Below are 15389 nucleotides of genomic sequence, written 5' to 3'. Positions count from 1 at the left end.
GTTCCGCTCTATCACTGAAAGTGTTAGGTTAGGTTATGACCAATCCAGATAAAACTGTGAACACCAAGCGATTTTGTCGTACTTTAATTACCACGCGATTCTGTCGTAGTCGCTAATTACCAAGGGAAATTGACGGTTATCTTTAACCGTGTTCTTTGAATGTTTTGTTTGTGCATTTGAGGAACGCTAAGGATGATTGTGTTGAATTCCAAAGCTCAATTGACAGTTGATGTCATCGCGAAAGTGGCTGAGCGTAAAATTACGATAGCCAATGCCACTAAGCTCCTCAATAAATCCAGACGTACTGTTGAACGTTATTTACAGCGTTACCGAAGCCAAGGACTACAGTTTGTTGTTCATGGTAATTCGGGCAGCGAGCCAGTTAATAAAACTCCAGATAGGCTTAAGCAGCAAGTTCAATCACTAATCCGCGAGAAATACTATGATCTGAACCTGTTGCACCTTGCCGAGATGCTGGAGACTCATGAACATATTGTTGTTAAGCGCGAGACACTGCGTAAATGGGCACATGATATCCATCATGTAAAACGGGCGAAGCGCAGGCGTAGCCGTGTTCACAAACGCAGAGAGCGAATGGAAGCGCCAGGGTTAATGCTGCAAATGGACGGCAGTACACATCGTTGGTTCGGCGATAAGAAGTCGTGTTTAATCGCCATGATTGATGATGCCAACAGCGATATTCATGCTGAGTTCTTTCCGTCAGAAACGACTGAAGGATGTATGAAAGTCATGCGCTCAGTCGTTGAGAAATACGGTGTATTTAAAACCCTGTATGTTGATAGAGCAGGCATCTTTGGTGGCCCTAAGCGCTGTAACTTCTCGCAGATGCAGCGGGCCTGTGAGGAGTTGGGGATTGAAATCATCTTCGCCAGTTCTCCTCAGGGTAAAGGCCGAATTGAACGTGCCTTCGATACCCTGCAAGACAGGTTGATACCGGAATTACGACTCAACAATATTGCTGATATGACGGGCGCAAATAGCTATCTCCAACATGTATTCATTCCCCAGTTCTGGCGTAAAAACCTGGTTGTAAAATCAAGAACATCAGACACTGAATATACGCCTGTACCACGCTACGCCAATCTTGATGATATCTGCATCACCAAGGTCTACCGGAAAATACGCAACGACCATACGTTTAGCTACGGTGGAAAACTCTACTTCATCGACTCACCGCTAAAGCACTCTATCGCAAACCAGAAAATCGAAATCCGCATGGGTAAACATAAGCAGTTCGATGCTTACTTCGCCGGACGAAAGCTACAGGTAACCGAAGTCACAGAGCCTGAAAAAGTGTCCTCGGAAGACAATGAGATCCAGAAGAAGCTTGAAGTATTGGCACTGGCTGACAGGCTTGGAAATGTGGCAGAAGCGTCCCGCCTTAGCGGCGTCTCCCGCGATACTATTTACCGCCATCGTAAACTGATAAAGCAAGGTGGGATCGAGTTGCTAAAACGTCAGGAAACGCCAGATCTTCATCACAAAAATCGTACTGACAGAGCCATTGAAGAAGTCGTCATCGAATTCTCCCTGGCTAACCCACACCTCGGACAATCTAAGGTGTCACGGCTGCTCAAGTCTGAAAGAAACGTCGACATACACGCTAGCGGCGTTCGAAATATCTGGCTGAGGGAAAACATGAACACCACTGCGTTACGGTTGGCAAAGCTTACGGGATAGTGACAATAACTGAGTGTGATTACGTTAAAAGATCTTGGTAATGACACTCATTCAGGTAACTGTTCATTATGGTCAGAAGGCTCACCAATATACATAGTCAATCCAATTACCTATTGCTTATTCTGCTGCTCAAGAGACCACAAGCCTGCATACTTGTTAAAAGTATATTGTGCATAAATAACAGCATACAAAAGCCCTCTGCCGCCATCTAAAAAGCCAAGTCTGAATACGTATATTTGTACGAAGGTGAGGAGCCCCCTAAGAGCCGCTAACGATACACCATGACTCTTCTTGCCTTTGGCGAATTTTTTTTCAGCCATCAATACTGCGTATAGTCGGTTTTTATACAGAAGGTGCTCAAAGTCTCGGATAGAATAGTGATTTAAAAAGCCTTTGCCAATAACACCAGTTTCACCTTCGAAAAGTACCTTTTCATGAACAATGGCCTCATCAAATCTGGAACCATTCCTCCTAAACAAGCGAGTACACGCTCTCGCAGTTCTACCAAACCGGGTTGGTTTACCGAAGATGAAGTTTTTCCATCTCATCTTATAAGCATTGTGCTCAATAGAGTCTTGATTTAGGAGTCTTGTTATTTCTTGAGCAAGTTTCGAATCTACTTCCTCATCTGCATCGATAGATAAAACCCAGTCGCATGTAGCCTTATCCAGCGCTCTTTGCTTTTGGATTCCATAGCCTTGCCAATCCGTAATAAACACTTTATCAGTGAATTGTTTTACTATTTCAACGGTTTTGTCAGTGCTACCGCTATCAAAAACAATTATTTCATCGGCTATGCTCGTTACTGAGCTTAAACAACGAGAAATGCGATCTTCTTCGTTCTTCGTGATCACAATGACAGAAAGAGTATTCTTCATGATTCAATCCCTGAGTGTTGTTATGCATAATTCCTATGCGTTCATTACGTAATCGTTTGAAAAGCGCCAATATGGAAAGTTCCGTCAGATTATATTTTGACTGCTTTTGCTGTAGCCAAAAACAACGCGAAAATAGCATTTCCTGTGAGATTTTGAAAGACTAAAGTCGGCGATATACTCGTAAATGCCAGTGAATAAACGAGCTTGCTACGAATGTAATATCTAGTTGAGGGAAAACATAAATACGACTGCGATGCGATTGGCAAAGCTTGCCGAAGCGGAGCAACATTGATAATGTAATTACGTCAAAATCGCTTGGTACTTAAACCGTCAGTATCCCTTGGTAATCACACTAATCCATAAAATAATGATTCAACTTATTGGCAGTTTCCGTAATACAGGTTTGATATTTTTTCTTGCACTAATAACTCAACTCGCTTTTTGTGCTAGTACCTGCACCTTTCTGCGAACCAATTCTAGTCGTGTTTTCATCCGTTACTTATGGATCAGAGTGGTTAAAAGATAATGAAGATTAGATATTTGGAGACTATTTCTTTGGGAGCTCTTGTGCTTTGGTCGATTAAAGAATCTATGAACCACACATTGTTAGCCCTGAGCTGCTTTAAAATAACTAACTAACTTTGACCCGCATATTATGAAGTAAATTTCAGATCCTGAGCGCCAGCGGATGTGATCAACTTAATCACTTTGACTTCAGACTAAGGAATTTCTAGGCATACTCTCGGTCTTATCACAATTCAATTATTAGTTCTCAAAGGTAAACCGGACACACTACGCGCCCGGTTTTAGAGTCACTATCTTTTGAATAGTTTTAATTGGAATCTTCGCTATTTTGCTCTGCTTCTTCTTTAATTTTTTTAGGTAGTAGAAGCTCTCTGAGTTTAGCTTCGATCTCGTTTGAAATTTCAGGGTTTTCTTTTAGGAAATTCATACAGTTACTTTTACCCTGCCCAATTCTATCACCATTGTAGCTGTACCACGCCCCAGCTTTATCAACTAGCTTGTGTTTTACACCCAAATCTATTAGTTCGCCTTGCTTTGAAATTCCCTCTCCGTATTTAATTATAAATTCAGCCTGCTTGAATGGAGGGGCTATTTTGTTTTTTACTACCTTCACTCTTGTTTCATTACCAACGACTTCATCGCCTTCCTTTACAGCGCCTATACGCCGAATATCCAAACGAACTGAAGCGTAAAACTTCAAGGCATTTCCGCCAGTAGTAGTTTCTGGATTACCAAACATCACACCAATCTTCATGCGAATCTGGTTAATAAAGATCATCATAGTGTTCGATCTTTTAAGATTACCCGTAATCTTTCGCATACTTTGAGACATCATTCGAGCGGCAAGACCCACATGTGAGTCTCCAATATCGCCTTCAATTTCTGCTTTCGGGGTAAGCGCTGCAACAGAATCAACGACAATAACATCGACAGCACCAGAGCGAGTTAACATGTCGCAAATTTCTAAAGCTTGTTCACCTGTGTCTGGCTGTGAAACGAGGAGTTCATCAATATTAACCCCAAGTTTTTCCGCATAGATCGGATCTAATGCATGTTCAGCATCGACGAATGCACATGTCTTTCCTTGACGTTGGGCTTCCGCAATAACTTCAAGAGTGAGCGTAGTTTTACCAGATGATTCTGGTCCGTATATCTCGACGATTCTGCCTAACGGTAAGCCTCCAGCGCCTAATGCTATATCCAGTCCTAATGAGCCTGTCGATATAGTTTCGACATCCATTGTTTTGTTCTCACCAAGCTTCATTATTGAGCCTTTACCAAATTGCTTCTCAATTTGGGATAAGGCTGCATCTAGAGCTTTACTTCTGTTTTGATCTATCATCGTAGTAGGCCTTCATTTCTTGCACTGATACAAGTAATTAATTAAAAACTAAAATATAAAATGAAGCTCTTTTATCTTATATTTTAATTCTCATTGTGTATGTGACACTCTCATTTCTATGTGACACATTTTACGCAGCTATGGGTAAAGGGCCAAAATGCAAACCAACGTGTGAGTCACCCATGTCGCCTTCAATTTCCGCTTTTGGCGTAAGGGCAGCAACCGAGTCAACAATAACGACATCAACACCGCCAGAACGAACCAGCATGTCACAAATTTCAAGCGCTTGTTCACCCGTATCAGGCTGAGAAACTAAAAGCTCATCGATGTTTACACCTAGCTTCGACGCGTAAATTGGATCAAGTGCGTGCTCAGCATCTACGAAGGCACAGGTTTTACCATTCTTTTGAGCCTCTGCAATTACCTGCAAGGTAAGTGTCGTTTTACCCGAGGCTTCAGGTCCGTAAATTTCTACCACACGACCACATGGCAAACCGCCTATGCCCAAAGCGATATCAATGGTGAGTGAACCAGTAGAGATAGCCTCAATGTCCATCGCTTGGTTGTCGCCTAAACGCATAATAGCGCCTTTACCGAACTGCTTTTCAATTTGCCCAAGTGCGGCACTTAAAGCTTTAGATCTATTACTGTCCACGTCAATATCCTCTAGGATTAGCGGTTAAATTCTTTAGTTGGTGATGTCTTTGTTGAAGCTGCCTTTGCTATTTATACTAGCTATCTTTACTAACAGTATTATTCATCTATACAGCTAGCATTCATTGCATCAACATTTGCTTACCGACACCTTACCAAGTGTTGCGTGCATTCTATACTGTACAAGCATACAGTTTCAACCTGAGTTTTCATTTTATTTTGCTTAATGGGTTCTTATTGGCAGCATCTTAGATGACCGTCTGTTCAATCAGCCAACATCGCCAATAGATGGGTAATCGCAAATTCTATTGCATGCAGACGAACAGTCTCTCGGTCTCCAGCAAAAACCTGCTTAATCGTTTCTGACTTAGCACCACAGATAAACCCAAACCAAACAGTACCCACAGGCTTTTCTTCGCTGCCGCCACCTGGGCCTGCAATACCGCTTACGGTTACCACGACATTCGCGTCGCTCTTGTGCTTAACGCCCGCCGCCATCTCTTCAACGGTCTGCATTGACACCGCGCCATGTGCATTTAGAGTTTCTGGCTTTACAGCTAATTCACGTATTTTTGCGTCGTTTGAATACGTCACCCAACTTTGATTAAACCAATCCGAACTGCCAGCAATACTGGTAAAGGCGAACGCAACGCCGCCCCCGGTGCAAGACTCTGCGCTTGAAACCGTCCAGCCTTTACGGCGAAGCGCATTACCCAGCGCCGTCACCATCTCTGTTATATTGTCAGATACCATGAATGTCCTTTATCGCTATCAGCGCTATTATCAGCTTCGGCCGTTAAAGCATTAATTTGAAGCATTAGGCTGTGCCGATGTACTTATTGGTGAGAGCTATCATTTAACTAATGAGTTCAGGAAATGGTTGAAAATTCCATACTCGTATCAATAATACACAGCAAATACGAAAAGTGATTATTTTAGCACTCCTGCTCTTTTAATCACTCTTCTGTTAATAATTCTTCTGTTAATATAACAAATTGAGTTATCGCAAGTAGCAGCAATAAAAAGCACGAGGCATTTTTTGGAATCACACACTCCTATGATGCGCCAGTATTTAACGATAAAGGCGCAGCACCCTAACATTCTTATGTTTTACCGTATGGGCGACTTTTACGAGTTGTTTTTCGATGATGCCAAGAAAGCCGCAGAACTGCTTGATATATCATTAACCGCACGGGGCAAATCCGGTGGCGATCCTATTCCTATGGCTGGCGTTCCTTACCACGCGGTTGAAAGCTATTTAGCCCGGTTGGTGAAAATGGGCGAGTCAGTGGCGATTTGCGAACAAGTTGGCGACCCAGCTACAAGCAAAGGCCCAGTTGAGCGCCAAGTTCAGCGCATTGTTACCCCAGGTACGGTTACCGATGAAGCCTTATTAGAAGAACGCCGCGATAATGTACTAGCGGCAGTTTGCGGTCACAGTATGCATTACGGCGTGGCTACATTAGATGTCACCAGTGGCCGGTTTGTAGTAGTCGAGTGCGACACCGACGATGCCTTGTTAGGTGAACTACAACGAATTAATCCTGCTGAACTACTCTATCCTGAAGGCTTTGAAAGCTTACCCTTGATTGAACAGCGTAAAGGCTTGCGTCGGCGGCCCGAGTGGGAATTCGATATCGATACCGCCACCGAACAATTAACCGCTCAGTTTCAAACGAAAGAACTGGCGGGGTTTGGGGTATCAGATTTAACCAAAGGCATTGGCGCCGCCGGTTGTGTGCTTCAATATGTGAAAGATACCCAGCGTACAGCCCTTCCCCATATTCGCCGTATTCAAAAAGAACAGCAAGACAGCCGCGTACAATTAGATGCAGCTACCCGCAGAAATCTAGAGCTTACCCACAATTTAGCCGGCGGCATTGAAAATACCCTGTTTAGCGTGATGGATACGACCACTACCGCCATGGGTAGCCGGTTACTACAACGCTATATTCACTCGCCTATTACCGATCAACACGAATTACATAACCGTCAAGATGCCATTGAAGCACTTATCGACAATGAGCCAGATGCTATTCGCGGTCATTTAAAAACGATTGGCGATATTGAACGCATAATGGCACGTTTGGCATTACGTTCAGCAAGGCCCAGGGATTTCGCTAGACTTAAAAACGCGTTGAATACCCTGCCCGACCTTCAAGAAGCGTTGGGGGCGTATAACGTTGCACAGCTAAATGAATTAAAACAGGCCGTCAGTACTTACCCAGAGCTACAAGCTTTATTAAATAACGCGATTATCGATAACCCGCCTGTGGTTATTCGCGATGGCGGGGTTATTGCTGAAGGCTTTAATAGCGAATTAGATGAGCTTCGAAAATTGTCTCAAGGTGCTACTGATTATCTTGACGCCATGGAGCAACGCGAACGTGAACGCACAGGCATTTCAACCCTAAAAGTAGGCTACAACCGGGTTCATGGTTTCTTTATCGAGATTAGTCGTGCCAATAGCGACAAAGCGCCCGCCGAATATATTCGCAGGCAAACGCTTAAGAATACTGAACGCTTTATCACCCCAGAGCTTAAAGAGCACGAAGATAAAGTACTTACCAGTCAAGGTCGTGCGCTAGCCCTCGAAAAACAGCTTTATGAAGCACTTTTCGATGAAGTCGCGCCAAGCCTAAATGCGCTAATTGAAACGGCCGCAGCACTGGCTAAACTCGACGTATTATGCTGTTTTGCCGAGCGCGCGTTAAGTCTGGATTGGTATCGCCCAAGGTTAAGTATGGAAAGCGCGCTGACCTACGAAGAAGGTCGGCATCCTGTGGTGGAACAGGTTATGAAAGACCCGTTCATTGCTAACCCATTAACACTCAACGATAGCCAGCGCATGCTTATTATTACCGGCCCTAACATGGGCGGTAAATCAACCTACATGCGCCAAACCGCGTTAATTGCACTATTAGCGTATATTGGCAGCTATGTGCCCGCACAAAACGCCCATATTGGTAAAATTGATAGAATATTTACTCGTATTGGCGCTTCTGACGATTTAGCATCTGGTCGCTCAACCTTCATGGTAGAGATGACGGAAACCGCCAACATTCTGCACAATGCCACCGAGCATTCGTTAGTTTTAATGGATGAGATTGGCCGCGGCACCAGTACTTACGATGGCTTATCTCTCGCATGGGCGTGCGCCAGCTACCTCGCCCAAAAGCTGAATGCTTACACCTTATTTGCGACTCACTATTTTGAGCTTACCGAGTTACCTGATACCGAGAAAAGTGTAGTTAATGTACATTTGGATGCGGTAGAGCACGACGACACCATCCGGTTTATGCATAGCGTACAAAATGGCGCGGCGAGTAAAAGCTTTGGTTTACAGGTTGCACAACTTGCAGGTGTACCTAAGCCGGTTATTAAAGCGGCGCAGCAAAAACTCGCTATTTTGGAAAACGCGCATCTTATTTCTGAAACTGAATCCAGTGCTGATATTAAAACTGATAAATCATCTAACATTGGGGATGAAACTGGCAAGCAGCACGATAGACGCGCCAACAAAAAAGCAGCGTCAACGGCGCATGGTTCCTTACAATCTCAGTCACAACTGTTGTTCCCAGATAAACCCCATCCGGTTGTAGAAGCGTTGGAAAATTTATCCCCAGATGAACTTTCACCACGCCAAGCACTAGACCTTATTTACACGCTCAAGCGTTTAAGTCAGTCATAAAAAACAGCGCTTGCGGCGAAAGCCACGCTCAAATAGGTAAAAGAAGCGATTGTGTGGGCAAACAGATTGTTTGCTCACACTAACTTGCGTATACTATTAACCCGTCCAAAGTATGGGTAGTTTAGTTCCTAAACTACACTCATATTTACCCAATACAACTCAACGTTCTAGGTTTCGCATGACAAATTATATTTTCGTCACCGGTGGTGTAGTTTCATCGCTAGGTAAAGGTATTGCCGCTGCGTCGTTAGCCGCAATTCTTGAAGCTCGCGGGCTCACCGTCACCATGTTAAAACTCGACCCGTATATTAATGTCGACCCAGGCACCATGAGCCCTATTCAACATGGCGAAGTATTTGTTACCGATGATGGCGCAGAAACCGATCTTGACCTTGGTCACTACGAGCGTTTCATTCGCACCCGTATGACCAAGCGTAACAACTTCACTACCGGACGGGTATACGAAGAAGTACTAAAACGTGAACGTCGAGGTGACTACTTAGGCGCCACTATTCAGGTTATTCCACACATTACCAACGAAATTAAGCGCCGTGTGGTTGAAGGCGCTGAAGGCCACGATGTGGCTATTGTTGAAATTGGTGGAACGGTAGGTGACATCGAATCACAACCTTTCTTAGAAGCAATTCGTCAACTAGGCACCGAACTAGGCCGCGAAAAAGCGATGTACATGCACTTAACCTTAGTGCCTTATATGCCAGCTTCAGGCGAAGTAAAAACGAAACCAACACAGCATTCGGTGAAAGAACTCCGTTCTATTGGTATACAACCAGATATTCTAGTGTGCCGCTCTGTAGGCGCGCTTCCTTCTACCGAGCGTTCTAAAATTGCGTTATTTACTAACGTAAACGATAAATCGGTAATTTCGCTTAAAGATGTAGACAGCATCTACCGCATTCCAGCTGCCCTTAAAGCGCAAGGTATGGATCAACTTGTGGTAGACCGCTTTGGTTTAGACTGTAAAGAAGCCGACCTATCTGAATGGGAACAAGTGCTTTATGCAGAGTCTAACCCTACTGCTGAAGTTAACATCGGTATGATTGGTAAATACGTTGAATTGCCAGATGCTTATAAGTCAGTTAATGAAGCGCTTAAACATGCTGGGTTGAAGAACCGTTTAACCGTAAATATCCACTATATCGACTCTCAAGACGTTGAAAGTAAAGGCGCACAAATTTTAGAAAAACTAGATGCTATATTAGTGCCTGGTGGTTTTGGTGAGCGCGGTATCGAAGGCAAAATTGCCACTGCACGCTATGCCCGTGAAAACAAAGTGCCTTACTTAGGTATTTGTCTTGGTATGCAAGTAGCCCTTATCGAGTTTGCGCGTAATGTAGCCGGTATGGAAGATGCCAATAGCTCTGAATTTGATCCAGAGACACCGTATCCGGTTGTTGGTTTAATTACAGAATGGCTTGATGAAGCAGGTACCACAGAAATACGTAGTGAAAACTCAGACCTCGGCGGCACTATGCGCTTAGGCAGTCAGCTTTGCCACTTAATTGAGGGCACTAAGGTGCATGAAATGTATGGCAGTGCTGAAATTTACGAGCGCCACCGTCATCGTTACGAAGTTAACAACAACCTTCGTGAACAAATTGAAGCCGCAGGGTTAAAGGTAAGTGGTTTGTCCACTGATAAACGACTTGTAGAAGTTATCGAAATACCTGACCATCCTTGGTTTATCGCGGGTCAATTCCACCCTGAATTTACGTCAACCCCTCGTGATGGACACCCATTATTTAAAGGGTTTGTCGCTGCTGCTGGACAGTATCAAAAAGAGAATCATTAATTTCTAATAAGGGAACACTTGCTCCCGTTTGTGTTCCCAAACAATTGTTAAGGAAAAAACATGGCGAAAATTAGTCGCATTATTGGTCGCGAAATTTTGGACTCACGCGGTAATCCTACCGTTGAAGCCGATGTGTACTTAGAATCAGGCGTTATGGGCCGCGCTGCTGCTCCATCTGGTGCTTCAACAGGTAGCCGCGAAGCATTAGAACTTCGTGACGGTGACAAGTCTCGTTATTTAGGTAAAGGCGTAATGAAAGCCGTAGCCGCTATTAACGATGAAATTGCCCCTGCGCTTTTAGGTAAAGACGCACTAGCACAAGCTGATATTGACGCTATCATGATTGACCTAGACGGCACAGAAAATAAAGAAACTCATGGTGCAAATGCCATTCTAGCGGTATCGCTAGCAGTAGCTAAAGCAGCGGCCTTAGAGAAAGGCGTTGCCCTTTACGAGCACATTGCAGATCTTAACGGCACTCCTGGTCAATACTCGATGCCAGTACCTATGATGAATATCATCAATGGTGGTGAGCACGCTGACAACAACGTAGACATTCAAGAATTCATGGTACAGCCAGTAGGCGCAAAGAGCTTCAAAGAAGCCCTTCGCATGGGTGCTGAAATTTTCCATTCACTGAAGAAAGTACTTTCTGCTAAAGGCCTAAATACGGCTGTTGGTGACGAAGGTGGTTTCGCACCAAACCTTAGCTCTAACGCTGAAGCGCTAGCGGTTATCGTTGAAGCAGTAGAAAACGCTGGCTACAAAATGAATGAAGATATTACGCTAGCACTCGATTGTGCGGCATCTGAATTCTACAAAGATGGTCAATACGTATTGTCTGGTGAAGACAAGAGCTTCGATTCTGAAGCCTTTGGTGATTACCTAGCTGACCTTTCTGACAAGTACCCTATTGTGTCTATTGAAGATGGTCTAGACGAGAGTGATTGGGACGGTTGGGCAAGTTTGACCAATAAAATTGGCGAAAAAGTACAACTTGTTGGCGACGATTTGTTTGTAACTAACACCAAGATTCTTAAGCGTGGTATTGATAACGGTATTGGTAACTCAATCCTTATCAAGTTCAACCAAATTGGTTCACTAACTGAAACCTTGAACGCAATTAAGATGGCGAAAGATGCAGGCTTCACGGCTGTTATCTCTCACCGTTCAGGCGAAACAGAAGACGCCACTATTGCTGATTTAGCCGTAGGTACTGCAGCTGGCCAAATCAAAACTGGTTCACTATGTCGTTCAGACCGCGTTGCTAAGTACAACCAACTTCTTCGCATTGAAGAAGCGTTAGGTGATGCTGCAACTTATAAAGGTCGCTCTGAAATTAAAGGTCAGTAATAGCACGCGCTTATATTAAATAAGCGCTTATTACTTATCTAATTGAAAGCTGTGTTAAGGCCCATATTTTATGGTCTCTTAACGCAGCTTTTTTGTGTCTGCTTGAAGCCTTTTCCTAACACCCTTTCAATAATGCTCCTTCAATAACGTCCCTTTCAAAAAAGATGACAATAATTAAGGACTAGCGAGCTTAATTTAAGACAAAAAAATACCCCAGCTCGTGCTGGGGTATTTCAATTTTAGTGTTGTTAGCGAAGCTACACGCTATTTAGAAGCGGTAGTTAGCACCTAAAGTCACTCGGCGGTCGGTAAGACCTTGGAAGCACAACAGTGCACCTTCATTAATACAAGACTGCTCAACTTCTGATTCAGTAATGTTTACCGCCTCAATACCTATGTTCAAGTCTTCGTTCACGTCGTAGTTGATGCTAGCGTTAAGCTGACCACGGTCTTCCTGAACTACTGGGAAACCCCAAGGGAAACTAGATGTGCTTCCGAAGTCGTCCGAGCGGTACGCTTCACGCCATGTGTAACGCATACGGGCTGACAAACCAAACTTCTCGTAGTACAAGGTAAAGTTATAGGCATTTTCAGATAAGTTTAGTAAGCCTTGAACTGCTGACACTTCAATATCATCGATACCCGTAGAAGCTGCAAATACATTTGCCGCACGACTAGTGGCTGTATTCTCTGAATCACCACCATCGAACTCTTGAATCGTGTAGTTAGCAAGTACACCGAAACCTGAAGCCCAACCTAGTTCTTTTTCAAAACCTGAAAGGTCATATTGAACCGCAATTTCGATACCTTTTTGCGTGGTTTCGCCAGCGTCGTTAATCTTAGTTTCTGTACCTACACAAATACCTGTGCCTAGTTCAGGTCCAAAAACGTTGATATCAGCAATTGGGTTAAACACACCGCCACCTTCACAAGGGTCGGTAAGATCACGATAACCTGTTACTGGATCTTCAAATGCACTTACAATCTGGTCAACATGAAGCGCTTTACGTGTTTTATGGAATATACCAACACTTAACACGCTCGCTTCAGCAAAGTACCATTCTGCCGCTAAGTCGAAAGAGGTTACTTCTTCAGGCTCTAAACCAGGGTTACCGATAGCTACATTTGGGTTAGGGCTTGTGCTAAATGTTACTGAAGTAGATAAGTCGTCGAAGTCAGGTCGGCGTATATCTTTACCGGCACCGAAGCGAAGGACAACATCATCAGCCACATCAGCAACAATATTTAATCGAGGTAGAATGAAATCATAATCACCGGTATTAGTTACTTGCGATACCAATTCGTTTCCATCACCGTCAACAGTAATTGAGTTACCTACAGAGGTAACGTCTGTCTGCAAATAACGCAAACCAAAATTACCGCGGAACATCTCATATTCAAAGTTTGCTTGCGCATAAAGTGCATGTGTTTCTTCTTCGATGTCGAAGAAACCTGATGAACTTGATGTTGGCGCATTCAATGTAGCCGTCGAACCGTGTGCGTCCATAGCTTGTTGTAGTGTAGCTCATACGCCATCTGGATCTGAAGCCACTAATTCAGGGTTAATGATTAAGAAATCTCTAACGTAAAGTTCGCGACCATCCGCATCGTTGAAGTTATTAGGCCCAGCGACTAGTAATTCAGAGAATAAATCACCTCGAGGACTGTCTTCCATACTTCTTAAACCAACACTGGTGTTAACATCGTCACGGGTGCTCGCTGATTTATTGTAGCGATAACCAAAGTCGACTGACGTGATCATCGAGTCTACGTAATAAGAAAAATCAAAACGGATCGCATCTTCTGAGTTTTCAGTGGTATCTCTACCTATATTCACATCACGTAAAACAACGTTAGCAGGGTCTAAAAGCTGTTCTACTGTTGGTGCGTATTCTGCACCAGAAGCAATTCCGAACGCTAGTGAACCGCCAGATAAGTCATATTCAAACGGAACACTGTTGTCGTTACCACCACCAGCATCTAGCGGTGCATTGGGGTTGATAAAGTTAAGCGTAGTATTAAAGCTAGGAGTGGTAGTATCTGAAGATGAAGAGGCAACTTCAGCACTTACAAACCATTTCTCGCCTTGCCACTCACCACCTAATCTAAAGATTTGGCTCTCTGTAATACGAGAATTTGTATCGGTAGACAAACGAAGATTAGGATCGTCGTCATCGTTATCAAGATTCACTGGAATCACACCGCGAAGAGCAGCCTGCATTGAACCTAAATCAGTGCCACCTAGAGAACCGAAATTAATCGTTTCGAAGGCATCGGGTACTGAAATATCGTTAAGTGCACTTACGCCTGACGCTTGAACACGTGAGCTTTCTTGCAAACGTTCTTGGTCATTGATGATTGCATCGAAGAAAAACTTAGTGTTGTCGTTTGGCTGCCATTCAAAGGTACCTACAAAGTTTTTCGTTTCATATTCGTAGTTATCATAATCTTGTACGAAAAACTGAATGGGTAGGAAGTCGAAGGATTGCGCACTGGCCACGCCGCTATCTGATGCAATTAAGTTATCTCGGTCAGCACGTGGTCTGAACGCCGATACATCTTGCTCCGAATAACTACCACTCACTACCACACCGAATTTACCGTGGTCGTTTTCCCAGTTATCACCGAACGTCGCTGAAAGACGAGGTTGGAAACCACTGTCTGTAGACAAGCTGCTGTTTTCACCTTGAATACGAATCGACGTCAATCTCTCAGTTAATTGAAGAGGACGAATTGTTTTAAGGTTGATGGTACCACCAACAGAACCTTCAATTGTTTTCGCATCTGGTGACTTGGTAACTTCCAAACCGGCAATAATTGCTGCTGACACATCTTCAAAATCGATACCGCTTCGGCCTGCGCCTGAACCCACTGTAGATACGCCGTTAATTTCTGTTCGGTTAGCGTCGGTACCACGAATCTGAACCCCTGTCCCAACACCCGCTTCACGCGTAATTTGTATACCCGTGATGTTTTCTAACACTTCCGCTAAGTTTTGGTCAGGCAATTTACCAATGTCTTCAGCTTCAATGACTTCTACTAAATTGTTTGTAAAACGTTTTTCGTTTAGTGCACTGGCAAGCGAGGCGCGAATACCAGAAACCTGTATAACTTCTACGTCTTTTTCAGCTTCTTGTTGAGCGTCTTGAGCAAGGGTAGAGTGGCAAAACTCAACGATGTTGCAGATAACATCGCTAAGGTAATTTTAGATAATTTGTGTCCCATGTGTGTTTCCTCTTGCAGTGTTTTGAACCGAGCTTTTAGGCTTTCAAAACAGCGTTGCTAAGTTATGTGTGGTTACATCCTGCACTATTAAAGATACACTTCATTTACAAGATGATTACAAAGCTAGACGAAAAACATACAATGGTCAACCTTTGATCACTCAAAAATACAGATTCATTAACATCAATTGTAATGCCAATTAACAACACA

Annotated in this window: 7 protein-coding genes and 2 pseudogenes; 4 read left to right on the top strand and 5 right to left on the bottom strand. The window is 43.7% G+C overall.

The window, feature by feature from the left end; genetic code table 11:
- The first annotated feature begins 192 nt into the window (after positions 1-192).
- The gene (locus AAC006_RS17330; RefSeq protein ID WP_339892022.1) at positions 193-1701 is read left to right on the top strand and encodes an ISNCY family transposase; all 1509 of its coding nucleotides are present in this window, start codon (positions 193-195) and stop codon (positions 1699-1701) included.
- A 110-nt stretch (positions 1702-1811) separates the two neighbouring features.
- Here AAC006_RS17330 and AAC006_RS17325 read toward each other — a convergent pair whose 3' ends face one another.
- The 4 genes and pseudogenes from AAC006_RS17325 to AAC006_RS17310 form a co-directional block, all read right to left on the bottom strand.
- Positions 1812-2579 (bottom strand): glycosyltransferase family 2 protein, encoded by a 768-nt coding sequence (locus tag AAC006_RS17325; RefSeq protein WP_339892020.1) that lies wholly within the window; start codon positions 2577-2579, stop codon positions 1812-1814.
- A gap of 832 nt (positions 2580-3411) precedes the next feature.
- Entirely contained in the window at positions 3412-4443 is a 1032-nt protein-coding gene (gene recA, locus AAC006_RS17320) for a recombinase RecA (RefSeq protein ID WP_339892024.1), read from the bottom strand.
- A 163-nt stretch (positions 4444-4606) separates the two neighbouring features.
- Positions 4607-5101: pseudogene (locus AAC006_RS17315) on the bottom strand (ATPase domain-containing protein); the annotation flags it as partial.
- A gap of 263 nt (positions 5102-5364) precedes the next feature.
- On the bottom strand, positions 5365-5853 hold the full coding sequence (locus AAC006_RS17310; protein WP_126872050.1) for a CinA family protein: 489 nt from the start codon (positions 5851-5853) through the stop codon (positions 5365-5367).
- A 304-nt stretch (positions 5854-6157) separates the two neighbouring features.
- On the opposite strand from AAC006_RS17310, the gene mutS reads away from it, so the two are divergent.
- From mutS to eno, 3 genes are all read left to right on the top strand, one after another.
- Positions 6158-8791, top strand: coding sequence for a DNA mismatch repair protein MutS (mutS, locus tag AAC006_RS17305; RefSeq protein WP_339349975.1), 2634 nt, complete (start codon positions 6158-6160; stop codon positions 8789-8791).
- A 178-nt stretch (positions 8792-8969) separates the two neighbouring features.
- Positions 8970-10601, top strand: a complete 1632-nt coding sequence (locus tag AAC006_RS17300) for a CTP synthase (protein ID WP_126872051.1) — start codon at positions 8970-8972, stop codon at positions 10599-10601.
- 60 nt (positions 10602-10661) lie between these two features.
- Positions 10662-11954: a phosphopyruvate hydratase gene (gene eno / locus AAC006_RS17295; RefSeq protein WP_013785244.1), complete on the top strand. Its 1293-nt coding sequence runs from the start codon at positions 10662-10664 to the stop codon at positions 11952-11954.
- 268 nt (positions 11955-12222) lie between these two features.
- Here the strand turns inward: eno and AAC006_RS17290 are convergent.
- Positions 12223-15179 (bottom strand): annotated as a pseudogene (locus tag AAC006_RS17290) (TonB-dependent receptor).
- Between the last annotated feature and the right edge of the window lie 210 nt (positions 15180-15389).

Origin of the sequence: uncultured Alteromonas sp. (assembly GCF_963976965.1) — a bacterium.
In the GTDB taxonomy this organism is placed as follows: domain Bacteria; phylum Pseudomonadota; class Gammaproteobacteria; order Enterobacterales; family Alteromonadaceae; genus Alteromonas; species Alteromonas naphthalenivorans.
The sequence above is the reverse complement of the archived record's forward strand: the minus strand, read 5'-3'. Positions and strand labels throughout refer to the sequence as shown.